The sequence below is a fragment of the Aeromonas sp. SER genome (assembly GCF_038739615.1).
Classification (GTDB): Bacteria; Pseudomonadota; Gammaproteobacteria; order Enterobacterales; family Aeromonadaceae; genus Aeromonas; species Aeromonas jandaei.
Genome location: NZ_JBCGFC010000017.1, coordinates 19131 through 35234, shown reverse-complemented (window position 1 = coordinate 35234; position 16104 = coordinate 19131). Strand labels below are relative to the sequence as shown.

Sequence of the window (16104 nt, the reverse complement as noted above, 5' to 3'; positions counted from 1 at the left end):
TCAACAACGACTGAATCTTAGCGTGCAGCCCCGTTTTTCCCCTGTCGCTGCCCTTGCCGAGCGGGGCGCGTACTGTTAACGTCCGGTCAGGTCATTTATTTGAGATTGCACAGGAAGTCTATGAATTCGTTGCGTTTGGAACCCATTTCTCGTGTGGCCGGTGAGGTCAATCTGCCCGGTTCAAAGAGTGTCTCTAACCGGGCGCTGCTGCTGGCGGCACTGGCCCGTGGTACTACCCGTTTGACCAACCTGCTCGACAGCGATGACATTCGTCACATGCTGGCGGCACTGACCCAGCTCGGGGTCAAGTACAAACTCTCTGCCGACAAGACCGAGTGCACCGTGCAAGGCCTTGGCCGCAGTTTTGCCGTCAAAGAGCCGATCAATCTGTTCCTTGGCAATGCCGGCACTGCCATGCGCCCGCTCTGTGCCGCGCTGTGTCTGGGCTCCGGTGAGTACACCCTGGGCGGTGAGCCGCGCATGGAAGAGCGTCCCATCGGCCATCTGGTTGATGCCCTGCGTGAGGCGGGCGCTCATATCCAGTACCTGAAAAAAGATGGTTTTCCGCCGCTGGTGGTGGATGCCAAGGGGCTGTGGGGCGGCGACGTCCATGTCGATGGTTCCGTTTCCAGCCAGTTCCTGACCGCCTTCCTGATGGCTGCTCCCATGGCGGCTGGCGACACTCGCATTCACATCAAGGGGGAGCTGGTCTCCAAGCCCTATATCGATATCACCCTGCACATCATGAAGCAGTTCGGGGTGGTCATCGAGCACGACAACTACAAGCTGTTCTACATCAAGGGCAACCAGACCTACATCAGCCCGGGGGATTTTCTGGTTGAAGGGGATGCTTCCAGCGCCTCCTACTTCCTTGCGGCTGGCGCCATCAAGGGCAAGGTGCGGGTCACCGGTATCGGCAAGCACAGCATTCAGGGCGATATCCATTTCGCCGACGTACTGGAGAAGATGGGCGCACGCATCACCTGGGGTGATGACTTTATCGAAGCGGAGCAGGCGCCACTGCACGGCATCGATATGGATATGAACCATATTCCCGATGCGGCCATGACCATCGCGGTTGCGGCGCTGTTTGCCGAGGGGCCGACCTCCATTCGCAATATCTATAACTGGCGGGTGAAAGAGACCGATCGCCTGCATGCCATGGCGACCGAGCTGCGCAAGCTGGGCGTAGAAGTGGAGGAGGGGCGTGACTTTATTACCGTGACCCCGCCGACGCAGCTCAAGCACGCCGAGATCGATACCTATAACGATCACCGGATCGCCATGTGCTTCTCGCTGGTGGCACTGTCCGATACGCCGGTGACTATCAACGATCCCAAGTGCACCTCGAAGACCTTCCCGGACTACTTCGAAAAACTGGCCAGCATCAGCCAGCGCGATTAATCCCTCCAACATGATGGGGCCCGCCTTGTGCGGGCCTTTTTATCTCCGGCACGTTCGCAACTAGCAGTATTTCATTAACTTGCAAGATGCAGGTTAAAAAAACTTTCTTTAGTGATGTAATTTTCTATTTACACCGAATCGACTGCGGGCTATGTTGAGATTTCTTAATCGCAGTTATCTAGCAGGAAGCCTTGTCATGCAGCATCAAACCGACGACGTTCGTATCAGTGAAATCAAAGAGTTACTCCCTCCGGTTGCGGTGCTTGAGAAGTTTCCGGCGACCGAGACCGCCTCATCGACCGTGTTTGATTCCCGTCAGGCCATCCACCGTATCCTGAATGGTGAAGATGACCGTCTGCTGGTGGTTATTGGCCCCTGTTCCATCCACGATCCGGTTGCCGCCATCGAATATGGCAAGCGTCTCAAAGCGTTGCGAGACGAGCTGAAAGGTCAGCTGGAGATCGTGATGCGAGTCTATTTCGAAAAACCGCGTACTACCGTGGGCTGGAAGGGGCTCATCAACGATCCGTACCTCGATAACAGCTGCAAGATCAACGACGGTCTGCGCCTGGGTCGCAAGCTGCTGCTCGATCTCAACGACATGGGGCTGCCAACCGCATCCGAATTCCTCGACATGATCACACCGCAATACGTGGCTGATCTGATGAGCTGGGGGGCGATCGGTGCCCGTACCACCGAATCCCAGGTACACCGCGAGCTGGCCTCAGGTCTCTCTTGCCCGGTGGGCTTCAAGAACGGTACCGACGGCACTATCAAGGTGGCCATCGATGCCATCGGTGCTGCCAGTGCCCCCCATCACTTCTTGTCGGTCACCAAGTATGGCCACTCCGCCATCGTTGCAACCAAAGGCAACCCGGATTGTCACATCATCCTGCGTGGTGGCCGTGAGCCTAACTACAGCGCAACCCATGTCAGCGAGGTGGTGAAGGGGTTGGAGAAGGCCGGCCTGCCGCAAAAGGTGATGATCGACTTCAGCCATGCCAACAGCAGCAAGCAGTTCAAGAATCAGATGGTCGTGGCGGACGATGTGGCTGATCAGCTGCGCGCCGGCAGCAAGGCTGTATTTGGCGTGATGGTGGAGAGTCATCTGGTGGAAGGGCGTCAGGATCTGGTCGAGGGCTGCGAGCTTACCTTCGGTCAGAGCATCACGGATGCCTGCATTGGTTGGGAAGATACCGAAACCCTGCTGCGCAATCTGGCCGATGCGGTCGCCACCCGCAACGCCCGCTGAGACGGATATGTCCATGAGCTGATACAGCTAGGAATTGATACAAAGTAAAAGCGCGCACAGGCGCGCTTTTTGTTGTCGGAGCTGGGTTACCAGCGATAGGTCTTGAGCAGGGCTTCCAGTTTCTGGCACTGCTCGACCAGCTGAACGCTGGCGAGGTTGGCTGCGTGAGCCTGACCCAGGGTGTCGTTGGAGGTGTTGCGGATCTGGTTCACCGAATGGTCCACCTCGTTGCAGACCCTGTCCTGCTCTTCGGCTGACTGGGCCATCTGGGCATTGAGATCGTTGATCCGGGCGATGCGTTCAATGATGTTCTGCATGGCGGCCAGGGTCGCCTCGGTTTTGCTGATGCTCTCGTCCGCCTTGGTTTTTGCATCCCCGATCACCGTAACGGCGCTCTGGGCCTCTTTTTGCAGGGCGGCGATCATCTGGGAGATCTCCTCGCTGGCAGTGCGGCTGCGGTTGGAGAGGGCGCGCACCTCATCGGCTACCACGGCAAAACCGCGCCCCTGTTCACCCGCTCGCGCTGCCTCAATGGCGGCGTTGAGGGCCAGCAGGTTGGTCTGATCGGCGATCCCCTTGATCACTTCCAATACCCCATCCACGGCAAGACAGCGGCTGTCGAGCTGCTGAATAACCTGATCCACCCTGTCGATTTCGGTCGACATCTCGCCCATGTCGGTGATGGAGTGCTGGGCGAGACGGCTGGTATTGGCGGCATCCTGATTGGTGAGCGCGGAGAGCTCTGCACTGTGGCGGGCATGTTCGCGTACTTCGTGGGAGCTGGCAGCAAGTTCGCTCACTGCGGCCGCCACCTGGGTGGTCATCCCCTCCTGCTGACGGGCCGAGTTTTCGGTCTGGGTGGCAACCTGGCGGATCTGGCTCGACTCCTGATAGAGCTGGTGCGTCGCCCCTTCCACCTCCTGCAAGCTGTGGCGGAAGCCCTGCACCATGTCGTTGACGGCGCGGGTCATCTGACCCAGCTCATCCTGACTGTTGTTGACGAGAGGGAGCGCGAGGTTACGCTCTTTCGCCATCTGGATCATGGTGAGCTGCAACTGGCGCAGCGGCCGTTTGACGTAGCGCTGCAGCACCCACCAGAGCAGGCCGAAGCCCAGGCCGAAAACAGTCGCCAGACTGCCACTCAGAATAAAGTTGTTGTGGCGGATATCGTCGAAGGTATGGGTCAGGTCATAGCTGATCCTGACCGCTCCCATGACGGTTCCTTCATCCACCTGATGGCAGCTGGTGCACTGGGTGCCGCGATACTCCTTGTAGGCCTTGAACGGTTTGATCAGGGTGAGCTGGTTGCCCTGCTGCTCGAGGATGATATCCCCCTTCGTGATAGCACGTTCATCGAGGGGATCCTGGGCTTTCTGGTCGGGATGGCCCGGGCCAAACAGGTTGCTGACGGCGGGGGCACGAATAAGACGGGCTTCGACAATCCCTGCCTCGCTCTTGAGCTTGGTTTGCACTATCTGCCGGTTGGCCATGCCACCGGTCATCATCAATACGTTGAGCTGATCCATGTAGGTGTTGGCGGCGCTCTCAACCTTCTCTTCTGCCATGCGGATGGCGAGATCCCGTTGCAACCAGGCAGAGAGCTCGAAGCAGAGGGCAAAGGTGGAGCTGATGACCAGCGCAAGGGGGAGAAAGATTTTCCAGTTCAGTGAGAGGTTATGCATAGTGGCCGATCCCATGCCCTTTATCTGTTTTTATTGGTTCCCGTTTCATCTTGAGCGTAGACAAGGAGAGGCGGGGAGACAGTTTCCTATCGGCACACTTTAGTCACTCTTGAGTAAATAATCTGTTAAGCAGATCGGTAATAGAGGTTGCCAACAGGGCAATTTCAGATTGAGTGGCACCAAGAGTTGATCCTGCGCAAAAACACGAGAATGATAATAACTATCATTGCTGTTATTTGCGAGTCATCACCATGATCCATCTAACTCCTTCCATGACCGGCGTGGCTTCGCCGGATCCTCTCAAGTTTGCCTTCTGTGCCAAAACCTCGGCACATGCCAGTCGGGGAGGGATCCGCCCCTTGTCACTCGATGAGAACCAATGGCAACAGTGGTGGCAGCAAGAGAGCGATGCCGAAGAGCGCGCCCTCTATCTCCATATTCCATTTTGTCGCAAGCGCTGCAGCTTCTGCAATTTCTTCGAAAATGGCGCCAATCCGGCGCGGATCAGCCGCTATATCGACGCGTTGTGCGCATCGCTTGCCAGGGCAGCAGAGACGCCGCTGGTACAAAGCCGCCCCTTCTCGGCCGTCTATGTCGGGGGCGGAACCCCCACCGACATGAGTGCTGATGAGCTGGAAATGCTGGCCAGGATGATCCGGCGCTTTCCCCTGACGGCCGATGCCGAGGTAACACTGGAGGGGCGCCTCAATGGTTTTGACGATGCCAAGTGGCAGGCTGCGCTGGGCGGCGGGTTCAACCGCTTTTCGTTCGGGGTACAGAGTTTTGATACCGGTGTGCGCCAGCAGGCGGCGCGGCTCGATGACAGGGAGACCCTGCTGACCCGCCTTGGCGAGCTGACTCGCGATGATGCGGCAGTGATCGTGGCGGATCTTATCTTCGGTCTGCCCGGTCAGGATGATGCCGTGTGGCAGCAGGACATCACGGATGTGATGGCGAGCGGCGTGCACGGGGTTGATCTCTACCAGCTTATCGCCATGCCGGGCACCAATCTGGAGCGGGCCGGGCAGCAGGGCAAGCTGGGCTGGGCTGCCGATGGTCAGCAGCGGGCCGCCATGTACGCTTACGGCAGCCAGCAACTGGAACAGCATGGTTGGGAGCGGCTCTCCTGCAGCCATTGGCGGCGTAGCCCAGCTGAGCAGAGTCGCTATAACCAGATGGCCAAGCGCGGCGCCGAGATCCTCCCCTTTGGTGCAGGAGCCGGGGGCTCTATCCATGGCCATGGCGTGATGTACGGGCGGGATTTGGCCCAGTGGCACGAAGCGCATGAGAAGGGAGCTCGGGCGCCCGGTATGGTGATGGGGTGCAATCCGAATGCGCGGATGGATGGTCTGCTGCGTGGTGCACTCGACAGTGGTGTGCTGGCACTGGCGCGCCTGCCAGCCTCACTGCGCAGTCATCTGATGCCGTTGTTCGATGCCTGGCGGCAAAACGGGCTGGCCGATCTTGCTGGCGATCAGCTGGTTCTGACGCTGGCGGGCCGATTCTGGAACGTCAATATGCAGGCCGGGTTGTTCGAGTTTTTGCAGCACAATCCAGCCGATGGCAGCGAGCCTGCGTTGCAGCATGGCAAGCACCTGGATGGTAAACATCCGGGAGTGCGCCACTCGCTGGTGTAGGGGCTTTACCCGATCGCCAAAAGCACAAAGGGAGCCGACGAGGCTCCCTTTGTCTGGTCAATCAGCTGCTTGGCCAACCAGTCTGGCGTAGGTACGGGACGAATTACTCGTCGTCGCTATCCTGATAGCTGTCGCGCTGGGCCCTTGGCAGGCGGCGCATCGGGGTAAACCCGACATCCTCACCCACCACTTCCCGTTTGCGGGCCGGGGCAGGCTTCTTGGCGGTATCGCCTTTGGCTTTGCCCTTGCCTGCTGCCGGTTTGCCCTTGCCACCCTTGGCATTGGCTGCGCCACGGGCGCGCGGCGGGTTCTGCACCGGCTTGCTGCCGGGCAGGGTCTGGCGGCTTGGTTTGCCGCTCGGCTCATACCCTTCGAGGATCTCCACGGAGAGAGATTGACCGATCAGGGCTTCGATCGCCTTGAGCTGACCCAATTCATCATGGCTGACCAGCGAGATGGCTTCGCCACCGCGACCGGCACGGCCAGTACGGCCGATACGGTGGATGTAATCCTCCGCCATCTGCGGCAGCTCGAAGTTGATCACGTGGGGCAGCTGATCGATGTCCAGGCCACGGGCGGCGATATCGGTTGCCACCAGCACCCGCACCTTGCCTTCGCGAAAATCGGCCAGCGCCCGGTTGCGGGCCCCCTGACTCTTGTCACCGTGAATGGCGACTGTGTCGAGACCATCTTTCTGCATCTGATGCGCGAGGCGATCGGCGATCTGCTTGGTGCGGACAAACACCAGCACCCGCTGCCAGTTGCCACGGCCAATCATGTGAGAGAGCAGCTCGCGGCGGCGCTCCCGATCGACCTGAATGATGCGCTGGGTCACCTGTTCGGCCGCCGTGTTGCTGGGATCGACCTCGATCAGGGTGGGGTCGTTCAGCAGATCATCCGCCAGTGCCTTGATTTCACTGGAGAAGGTGGCGGAGAAGAGGAGGCTCTGCCGTTTGGCGGGCAGTGCCTTCATGATGCGGCGAATGTCGACGATGAAGCCCATGTCGAGCATGCGATCCGCTTCATCCAGCACCAGCACTTCCAGCTCGCTCAGGGTTAATGCGCCCTGGGTCAGCAGATCCAGCAGACGGCCCGGGGTGGCCACCAGAATGTCGATACCGAGCTTGATGGCATCCAGATTGGGCTTGATGCTGACGCCACCGTAGGCGATCAGGGTACGAAACGGCAGGTGGTGGGCATATTTGATGATGCTCTCGCCCACCTGGGCGGCCAGTTCGCGGGTCGGTGTCAGTACCAGGGCGCGCACCTGACGGCGACCGCGGCCATGGTTGGCCAGCAGCAGCTGCAGCATGGGCAGGGTGAAACCGGCTGTCTTGCCTGTGCCTGTCTGGGCTCCGCCGAGGACATCCTGACCAGCCAGAATAGCCGGAATGGCTTGCTGCTGGATGGGGGTTGGCTGTTCGTAACCCAGCTCCTTGACGGCCCGCAGGATGTGCGGGGAGAGACCCAGTTCGTTGAATGACATGTTCGAGAGAAACTCCTCTGGTGAGCCTTTGGCTCAGCGGATGACCGGCGCGGGCGCCAGCCACGATATGGAAATGATAACGGGGGCGTAATATAGCAAAAGAGCGGCCGGTGCGCAGTAGCTGTCGCACCGGCCGCTCTTTATGTGCCGCAAAAAGCAATCAGAGCAGGTCGCGGATGGGGGCGACCAGACTCTCCGGCTTGGTGGTGGGAGCAAACCGCTCCACCACGTTGCCGTCACGGTCGATCAGGAACTTGGTGAAGTTCCACTTGACGTTTTCCAGCCCCAGCAGCCCCGGTTTCTCCTTCTTGAGCCACTGATAGAGCGGGTGGGCCTGCTCGCCGTTGACATCGCACTTGGCCATGATGGGGAAGGTGACCGGGTAGTCGAGGGAGCAGAAACGGGCGATCTCCTCGGCATCCCCCGGCTCCTGCTGACCGAACTGGTTGCAGGGAAAGCCCAGGATCTCCAGCCCCTCGGGCCCCAGCTCGCGATAGAGGGCTTCCAGCCCCTCATATTGGGGGGTAAAGCCGCAGCGGCTGGCCACATTGACCACCAGGATCACCTTGCCGGCCAGTTGGGCGAGCGGGTAGGGGGTGCCATCCAGTTGTTGCAGCGTCAGGTCGGGCAGAGGCATCACATCATCCTTTTGTTGATTGCATGTCGTTGATTGCACATAAGTTGCACAGTGTGCTTGCAGGAGGAAAGGGGGTTATTCCCATGGTCGTTACGGTATCGCTTGGCTCTTTTAACGGCAAGGTGTTACGTTAACGGGCACCGATGCAATGGGGGGCGGCTCACACTTTTCCCCTCCATTACGCACCGGGTGAGGGCAGGATCACAATCGGCCCGGAAAAAGGGGGGCGCTACCTGCCAAATCGGGTATTGATGGTGGGACTTCTCAAGAGAAGCAAACCGGTTTGTGCCTTTAGCGGGAAGCCGCTAAAAAGCGCTCTCTTTTCCACATGTTGCGAGTCAATCTTGGACTATCAAGCCGTCATGGATGCCATCTATACCCGAGGTTGGGTGATAGTGGACGATTTTTTAACTGCCGCCGAGGTGGATGCCCTCAAAGGGTGTCTGCCAGAGGAGTGGCAACCGGCCGGGATCGGTCGTGAAGGGCTCCATCAAGGCAACAGCGAGATCCGCCGCGACCAGATCCACTGGCTGGAGCCATCGCTCGGTGCGCCGGTCGCCGATTATCTCGCCCGCATGGAGGCGCTGCGTCTGGCAGCCAACCGGATGCTGATGCTGGGATTGTTCGACTACGAGGCACATTTTGCCCGTTATCGCTGTGGCGACTTCTACGCGACCCATCGCGATGCCTTTGCCGGTCGCTCCAACCGTCGCCTGACGACGGTGTTCTACCTCAATAACGACTGGCAACCCGAAGCGGGCGGCGTCCTGCGCTTTTATGACAACGACGAGCAGTTCTTGATGGATGTGAGCCCCAAAGGGGGGCGGCTGGTGATCTTCCTCTCCGAAGAGTTTCCCCACGAAGTGCTGCCCGCCAATCAGGAGCGTTACAGCATTGCCGGCTGGTTTCGCGTCAATGGCAGCGGCATGGGACGGGTCGATCCCCCTCGCTGACCCATGGGGCTGCGCGGTTTTTGACACAGGGTGCCCTTTTTCACCGCAAGATGTGGCTGGCAGGGCAGCCATCAGCTGACAAGGGTTTGTCTCCCTTGCTACACTGGCGCGCACTTATGTTCGTATCTGGCTTCGTCCGGTTTTGAATGCGGTGGTTTTTGAATGGTCATGACGAAGCCGCTTCTCCCAAGGGATCACATCTAATGAAGAACATGCATGTCTTGCTGCTGTGCGGCGGCGGTGGCTCCGAGCACGAAGTCTCTCTGCGCAGCGCCAATTTCCTCGAAAAACAACTCGCTCTCCTGCCCGGCGTCGAAGTGACCCGCGTCGAGATGTTTGCCGACCGCTGGCTCAGTGCCGATGGTCGCGAGTGCAAACTGGGGCTGGACAAGCTGCTCTCGTTTGACAGCGTGGCCCGTCCGGTAGACTACGTGGTGCCCTGCATCCACGGTTACCCGGGCGAGACCGGCGATCTGCAATCCTTCCTCGAGCTGGCTGGCCTGCCCTATCTGGGCTGCGACGCCGAAGCGAGCAAGATCTGCTTCAACAAGATCACCACCAAGCTGTGGCTCTCCGCCATCGGTATCCCCAACACCCCTTACCTGTTCCTGACCGAACAGGGCGATGCGGCTCTGGCTGAGGCGAAAGCGGCGCTGGCCAAGTGGGGCAAGGTCTTTATCAAGGCCGCCTCCCAGGGCTCTTCCGTTGGCTGCTACTCCGCCAGCAACGAAGCGGATCTGGTGAAGGGCATTGCCGATGCCTTCGGTTACTCCGAGCAGGTTCTGATCGAGAAAGCGGTCAAGCCGCGCGAGCTGGAAGTGGCGGTTTACCAGTACGGTGACGAGCTGGTGGCCACCTATCCGGGCGAGATCTGCGTGCCGCAGGACAAGTTCTACACCTATGAAGAGAAATACAGCAGCGCCAGCCATACCGAGACTGCACTGCGTGCCGAGGGGCTGACCGAGGCGCAGGCTGACGCCATTCACGAGTATGCCCTCAAGGCGTTCCGTCAGCTGAAACTGACTCACCTCTCGCGTATCGACTTCTTCCTGACCGAGGAGGGCGAGATCCTGCTCAACGAGATCAACACCTTCCCGGGCATGACCTCCATCTCCATGTTCCCGAAACTGCTGGAGCATCACGGTCACGACTTCGCTCGCTACCTTGAGCAGATCCTGCGCAAGGCCAGCTAAGCGCGCTCTCCCGCTCGCGGGATGAAGCAGAACCCAATAAAAATCCCCGCCAATTGGCGGGGATTTTTTTATGTCTTTATCAAGCGGGATAGGCCTGCCTGAGGGATAAGCAGGCGGGGAGGGGATGCGCCTCCCTCACCTGTTGCTACCTGTGGGTGTTACCGGCGGTTAGCCGCGAGCCACCCGAAAGCGCACGCTGCGGGAGTGGCAGGGCGCCAGTTCGCCAAACTCGCCAGCAGCCAGCTCAAGGGGCAGGGGCTGCTCGTCCATCCGCACCGCTTGCCAGTTGCTCAGGGCGTGTTCGCAGCTCACTTTGCCACCCTTCAACACAGCCTGCTCGCTCGGGTTGTAGACCCGGATCACCAGCGCCTCTTCATCCTCGGCTTTTTTCAGGGCACTTAGCACCGGACCGGAGGGATCCATGGTGAGCAGACTGAAGTGGAGCGGAGTGGTGAAGCTCGCCTTGTTGAGCTTCATGGCATCGAACGGGATCTTGTTGTAGCAGCGCACCGGGGTGAGGTAGCTACGCGCCGCCTGCATCACGTTGGCGCTGATGTGATCGTCAGCAAACGCCAGCAGGCTGAAACGGCAGCTGAGTTTGCCACGCACCTGGGAGTCCGGGGTCGGCAGCTTGATGCCGGAGGGGCGGCCCGGGCGCAGCAGCAGCTCCTCTTTACCGAGCACGCCGACCCCGCGCAGCAGGGTGAGCGCCAGGGTGTCGCACTGCTCGCCGATCACTTCAAACTCGCGCAGACCGTCACTCAGCACCGCCAGCCCCTGCTTGCCATCTTGCAGGGCGACGAAGTTCATCAGCTGCCAGACCGGAATGGGGGCCTCTTTCCAACCTTCAGCTTCCCAGTTAGCCATGGCGCTGTCGCGGGTGGGGCGGATGATGCAGCCAAACTGGTTGTCGGAGACCACTGTGTCGCTCGGGAAGGGGGTGGGGATCAGCACCCGCACTCTGTGATCGTCGGCCTGATTGTCGAGCTCCAGTTCGATGTCGATGCGCGGGCTCTGATGCGCCAGCGTGATGCGGCAGGTGACATCGAGGTGACCGCTGCACTGGCGGCTGGCCCGCTCGGCGAGGTTGGCCGGCAAGGCCATGCGCAGTTTGAGCGTGGCGATGCTCTGCCACGCCTGATGGGTGACCTTGCGGGTCACCGCAAACTCGGTGGAGTAGCGCAGCCACTCGTCCCGCGACGGCGAGTAGTCATACTCGTCACCATCATCGGAACCCTCTTCCAGCGTGAGCACCTGATCAAAGGTGGTGCCGCGCAGCTTGTCCAGGATCTGCAGGGTGCCGTTGTCATTGAGGGCGATGCGATAAAAATCGTTCTCCAGCAGCTCGCCGCTGGCCGTCACCGGCTGCTCCAGTCCCGGCTGGTTACCCTCGATATGGAGAGTGCAGTAACCCATGGCCGGCAGGGGATGGCAGAGCTGGATGTCGTACTCCATAAAGGGGTCATAGTTGCCGTAGTGCACGATCTGTCTGTCCACCAGACCCGGGTCAATCTCGCGCTTGGCGCGGATGAAGTAGGGGATCGGCTGGCCCGCTTCATCGCGCAGGGCAAAGGATTGGGCGCGAATGCGGATGCTGGTGTTGATCACCTCCTGACGGGGGAAGGGCATCAGGTTGAACAGGCAGAGCTTGTCGGCCACCTGTACCCCGTCTTCACAGAGAGCCACTGGCATGTTGTCGACAATCTTGCGCATGTAGAAGCGGATCAGGTTCTCGGCCATGTCGTCGGCCAGAATGAAGCGGGTCATCACCTCCTGATGCACCTTGTCGCTGCAGCAGCAGCCGATGCTGTCATGGGCGTGGTTCTTCATGATCTCCTTCCACATCTTCTCCAGAAGTCCGTGGTGGTACTCAAAGCCAAGCGCCCAGGCGATGCTCGCCAGCGGCTCGAGGATGTTGACGATCTTGTTCTCGATGGCGGCGTGGGCCAGCTTGATGTCCATCCGGGTGGAGGAGATGGTGCGGTGTACTCGCATGTATTTGCCGTCGTTGAACTCCCCCTTGAGGGTGGCCAGCTGGTCACGGCACGTCTCGATGCGCTCGAAGACCTGCTCGAAGCGGCTCATGTGGAATTCACGCTGGGGGTAGATTTCGCGCAGCTTGTCGATGATGGCGAAGATGTTCTGCTGCAGCGGCATCTGGTCGTGGCCGTTGGGCAGCAGGATATCCTGGGTCACCGAGGCCTTCTCCAGCACCTCGAAGTAGGATTCGAGCCGCTTGCGCAGGCCCGCTTCATCTTCCGGCAGGTACTTGCCGATGGCGTAGCCAAGCGGTAGCACCTGGGCGGTCACCTCGCTGCCATCGTTGCTCTGCCAGAGGAACTCGGTTTTGTCGGTACCGTGGCGCTCGGAGCAGCCGCGCCAGAACATGGCACGGTCAATCCCGAAGCCGTTGAAGATGTGGGGCAGCTGGGAGGACATGCCGAACGAGTCGGGCAGGTAACCGATCTTCATCGGCTCGCCAAGGCTAAGGCAGTCGCGCATCCCGTAGAGCAGGTTGCGCAGGATGGACTCGCCGCTCACCTGCATGGTGTCGGTCTGGGTGTACCAGGGGCCGATGATGAGTTTGCCCGCTTCCACCAGCGCCTTCACCCGGGCCTTGTTCTCGGGCTGGATGGCGAAGTAATCCTCCAGCACCGCGGTCTGGCCGTCCAGCACATAGAACTTGTAGTCGGGGTCGGATTCAAGCCGCGCCAGGATCTCCGCCATGTTGTTGACCAGCAGGATGCGGGACTCCTCGGTGGTGAAGTACCACTCCCGATCCCAGTGCATGTGTGGCGTGATGTGAACTCGTGAAACTGTCATGACAATGATCCTTTGCTGACGCACGGCGGCCCTTGCCTGCCGTGCGGAAAAATAGTCTGTTGAAAAAACGGTGGTGAAGATGAGCCTTACTCTGCGGCGACCACCTGATAGGTGCCGCGCTGCATGGCGTGACGGCGCCAGCCGATCAGCACCACAGTGGAGATAAGGGTGCCCACCAGCGCTGCACCGAGCCAGACGGCGGCAGCCATCAGGGCACCGTGGCCGCCATCGTGGAGCAGAAAGAGGGAGAAGATGCCGGCTCCCGGGGTGGAGAGACCAATCCCCATGGCTCCCACCATGGCGCCGGTGACCACCGAGCCTGCGAGGAAGGAGCCGATCACCCGGATTGGATCTTCGATGGCCATCGGAATGGCGCCCTCGGTGATCCCCGCCAGCCCCAGCAGCCAGGTCGACTTGCCGGTCTCGATCTCGAAGGTCTGGAACAGGCGTGGCGCCAGCAGGGTGGAGGCGGTGACGGTAAAGGCCGAGACCATCTTGACGGCACCGAAGATGGCGTAGGGGCCGTAGACCCCGTTGGCCATGGCGCCGAGGCAGAAGGCGTAGGCCGCCTTGTTGACCGGGCCGCCCAGGTCAAACGAGCACATAAAGCCGAGCAGGGCGCCCAGTACCAGCGCATTGGTGCCGGAGAGGCCGTTGAGCCATTCGGTGAGGCTGTTGTTGAGCCAGGCCACCGGCTGGCCGATGACAAACAGCATCAGGCTGCCCGCCACCAGGGTGCCGATCACCGGATAGAGGTAAAAGGTGAGAAAGCCGTTGAAGTTGGGGCTAAGGCGCACATGCTGCTTGACCCAGCGCATCAGATAACCGGCGATCAGGCCACCGACCACGCCACCGAGGAAACCGGAGCCAATCATGTTGGCAGCCAGTCCCGCCGCAAAGCCCGGGCCCAGCGCCGGTTTGTCCGCCAGCGAGTAGGCGGTATAGGCCGCCAGCACCGGCACCATCAGGGTGCCCAGCATGCCACCGCCCAGCTTGCGGTACATCCAGAGCCAGGAGTTCTCGGTATCAAACAGATGTTGCAGGCCGAAGATCTGGGCCAGCAGCACAGAGACGGCGAGCACGGTACCGCCCGCCACAATCAGCGGCACGGCAAAGGAGATGCCGCTCAGCAGCGCCTGCTTGAGCTCGGTCTTGAGGCCCACCTTCTTGCCGGTTGGCGCGTCGCTCTGGTTGGGGCTGGGGTTGGGGTTGGGCGTCGGTGCGGTGCGACCGGCCTTGGCCGCTTCCAGCGCCTCATTCAGGATCCGCTCGGCATGGCGGATGGGCTCGGCCACCGGTGTCTCGATCCGGGGGATACCGGCGAAACGCTCCTGCTCCTTGATGGCCACCTCGGCGGCGAAGATGCAGGCTACCGCAGCATCGAGCGCCTCTTGCGGCAGGCGATCCTCGATGCCATTGGCACCCTGCTTCTCGACCAGTACCCGAATGCCCAGCTTGCGCCCCGCTTTTTCCAGATACTCGGCAGCCATATAGGTGTGGGCGATCCCCGCCGGGCAGGCAGTGACACAGACCACAGCAGGTTGATTTGTATCTAAGTTGTCTTCTTTTGCTGGTTGCTTACCGCTATCCCCTTCGCCATCGAGTAGCGCCATCAGCTGCTCGGCACTTTGGGCCGCCAGCACCGCCTCGCGGGTATCGTCATCCACCAGGGCGGTGGTGAGGGTGGTGAGCAGCTGCATATGGGTGGAGCCTGCCTGATCGGTCGGGATCGCCAGCATGAAGATCAGGTTGACCGGCTCGGGGCCGTCGATCCCCTCCCAGCCCAGCTCCTCGCTCAGGGTGGCGACGGCAAAGGCGGCTTCACGCACCGCATCGCACTTGCCGTGGGGCACTGCCAGCCCTTCGCCAAGGGCGGTGGGGCCCTGCGCCTCGCGGGCCATGACCGCGGCCAGAAAGGCGGCCTTGTCGTGCAGCTTGCCGGCCTGATCGAGCCGATCAGCCAGGGCATGAATGGCCGCATCCCGATCGGCAAACCGGGTTTGCAGCGTGATGAGATGGGGGCCGGTAAGACTGGTCAGATTCATGATGATCCTCTGTCAGGTTGGCTTGCCAGCAAGCCGTCATGGTGAAAGTGACAGCGATGCTAACAAACCGGCCGACTGATTTTTGTGAGTGGTATCATACAATCTGTTATTTGTATTGTTTTTGTATTATTTGGTCGAGGTGATTTGTTAGGTCAAATGAGGCCGAGCCGTTTTGTCTGCCGGGCAACTGGGGTAGAATGGCGCCACTTCCATTTATCATGGCGCAGAGCCGACGAGGTGGCCTTTCGTGTCGAAAAAACCCATGTATCGCCAGATAGCCGACACCATCCAGCAGTGGATTGCGCAAGGGGAGCTGGCCCCCGGCGATGCCTTGCCCACCGAAGCCGAGCTGCGCGAGCAGTTCGGGGTGAGCCGGGTGACGGTGCGTCAGGCTCTCAAGCAGCTGACCGAACTCAACGTCATCGAGAGTATTCAGGGCAGCGGTAGCTATGTGCGGCAGGAGAAGGTGAACTACGACATCTATCAGCTCACCAGTCTCTATGAGAAGGTGACCGATCCGGCGGCCGAGACCCACAGCGACATTCTCGCCTTCGAGGTGATCAAGGCGAGTAGTGAGTTGGCCGAGCGGCTCAATCTGCTGGAAGGGGCGCTGGTCTATTACGTCAAACGGGTGCGCTTTATTCGCCAGATCGCGGTAACGCTGGAGGAGACCTGGATGCCGCTCGCTCTCTTCCCCGATCTCAGCTACGCGGTGATGCAGGGCTCGAAGTACCACTACATCGAAGAGGTGAAGCAGCTGGTGATCGACCGCAGCGAGCAGGAGATCATTCCGGTGCTCCCCTCGGCGCAGGTAGTGGAGGCGCTCGGTATCGATCCTGCCAAGCCCATTATCGAGAAGGTTTCCCGTGGCTTCTTGCAAGATGGCACCGTGTTCGAGTTCAGTCGCAACTTCTTCAAGAGCGATGACTACAAGTTCACCCTGGTCGCCCGCCGCGCCAAGGGGTGAGCGGGCGGCAGCACCCGAGATAAAA

Annotated in this window: 11 protein-coding genes; 6 read left to right on the top strand and 5 right to left on the bottom strand. The window is 60.3% G+C overall.

Going from position 1 to position 16104, the window contains the following annotated elements:
* Positions 1-120: 120 nt before the first annotated feature.
* Together aroA and aroG are read left to right on the top strand one after the other, a co-directional pair.
* On the top strand, positions 121-1404 hold the full coding sequence (gene aroA / locus AAHA41_RS19790) for a 3-phosphoshikimate 1-carboxyvinyltransferase (RefSeq protein WP_042032336.1): 1284 nt from the start codon (positions 121-123) through the stop codon (positions 1402-1404).
* A 196-nt stretch (positions 1405-1600) separates the two neighbouring features.
* Positions 1601-2656, top strand: coding sequence for a 3-deoxy-7-phosphoheptulonate synthase AroG (aroG, locus tag AAHA41_RS19785; RefSeq protein WP_323069067.1), 1056 nt, complete (start codon positions 1601-1603; stop codon positions 2654-2656).
* 86 nt (positions 2657-2742) lie between these two features.
* Here the strand turns inward: aroG and AAHA41_RS19780 are convergent, their stop codons facing one another.
* Positions 2743-4338 (bottom strand): methyl-accepting chemotaxis protein, encoded by a 1596-nt coding sequence (locus AAHA41_RS19780; RefSeq protein WP_323069068.1) that lies wholly within the window; start codon positions 4336-4338, stop codon positions 2743-2745.
* A gap of 251 nt (positions 4339-4589) precedes the next feature.
* On the opposite strand from AAHA41_RS19780, the gene hutW reads away from it, so the two are divergent.
* Positions 4590-5975, top strand: coding sequence for a heme anaerobic degradation radical SAM methyltransferase ChuW/HutW (gene hutW / locus AAHA41_RS19775; RefSeq protein WP_323069069.1), 1386 nt, complete (start codon positions 4590-4592; stop codon positions 5973-5975).
* 103 nt (positions 5976-6078) lie between these two features.
* Here hutW and AAHA41_RS19770 read toward each other — a convergent pair whose 3' ends face one another.
* A complete protein-coding gene (locus AAHA41_RS19770; protein ID WP_185227017.1) occupies positions 6079-7461 on the bottom strand; it encodes a DEAD/DEAH box helicase in 1383 nt (460 codons plus the stop codon).
* Positions 7462-7621: 160 nt separating this feature from the next.
* Positions 7622-8098, bottom strand: a complete 477-nt coding sequence (locus AAHA41_RS19765; protein ID WP_041207507.1) for a glutathione peroxidase — start codon at positions 8096-8098, stop codon at positions 7622-7624.
* A gap of 344 nt (positions 8099-8442) precedes the next feature.
* Here AAHA41_RS19765 and AAHA41_RS19760 point away from each other — a divergent pair, with 344 nt between their 5' ends.
* Positions 8443-9051 carry a 2OG-Fe(II) oxygenase gene (locus tag AAHA41_RS19760; protein ID WP_041207508.1) on the top strand — a complete coding sequence of 203 codons (609 nt, stop codon included), beginning with the start codon at positions 8443-8445 and terminating at the stop codon, positions 9049-9051.
* A 203-nt stretch (positions 9052-9254) separates the two neighbouring features.
* Positions 9255-10244 (top strand): D-alanine--D-alanine ligase, encoded by a 990-nt coding sequence (locus AAHA41_RS19755; RefSeq protein ID WP_041207509.1) that lies wholly within the window; start codon positions 9255-9257, stop codon positions 10242-10244.
* A gap of 168 nt (positions 10245-10412) precedes the next feature.
* On the opposite strand, the gene mngB is transcribed toward AAHA41_RS19755, so the two are convergent.
* Together mngB and mngA are read right to left on the bottom strand one after the other, a co-directional pair.
* Positions 10413-13067, bottom strand: coding sequence for a mannosylglycerate hydrolase (mngB, locus tag AAHA41_RS19750; RefSeq protein ID WP_323069070.1), 2655 nt, complete (start codon positions 13065-13067; stop codon positions 10413-10415).
* A gap of 86 nt (positions 13068-13153) precedes the next feature.
* Entirely contained in the window at positions 13154-15112 is a 1959-nt protein-coding gene (gene mngA, locus AAHA41_RS19745) for a PTS 2-O-a-mannosyl-D-glycerate transporter subunit IIABC (RefSeq protein WP_323069072.1), read from the bottom strand.
* A gap of 247 nt (positions 15113-15359) precedes the next feature.
* Between mngA and AAHA41_RS19740 the strand changes: the two genes are divergently transcribed.
* The gene (locus tag AAHA41_RS19740; RefSeq protein ID WP_005337027.1) at positions 15360-16079 is read left to right on the top strand and encodes a GntR family transcriptional regulator; all 720 of its coding nucleotides are present in this window, start codon (positions 15360-15362) and stop codon (positions 16077-16079) included.
* Positions 16080-16104: the final 25 nt, after the last annotated feature.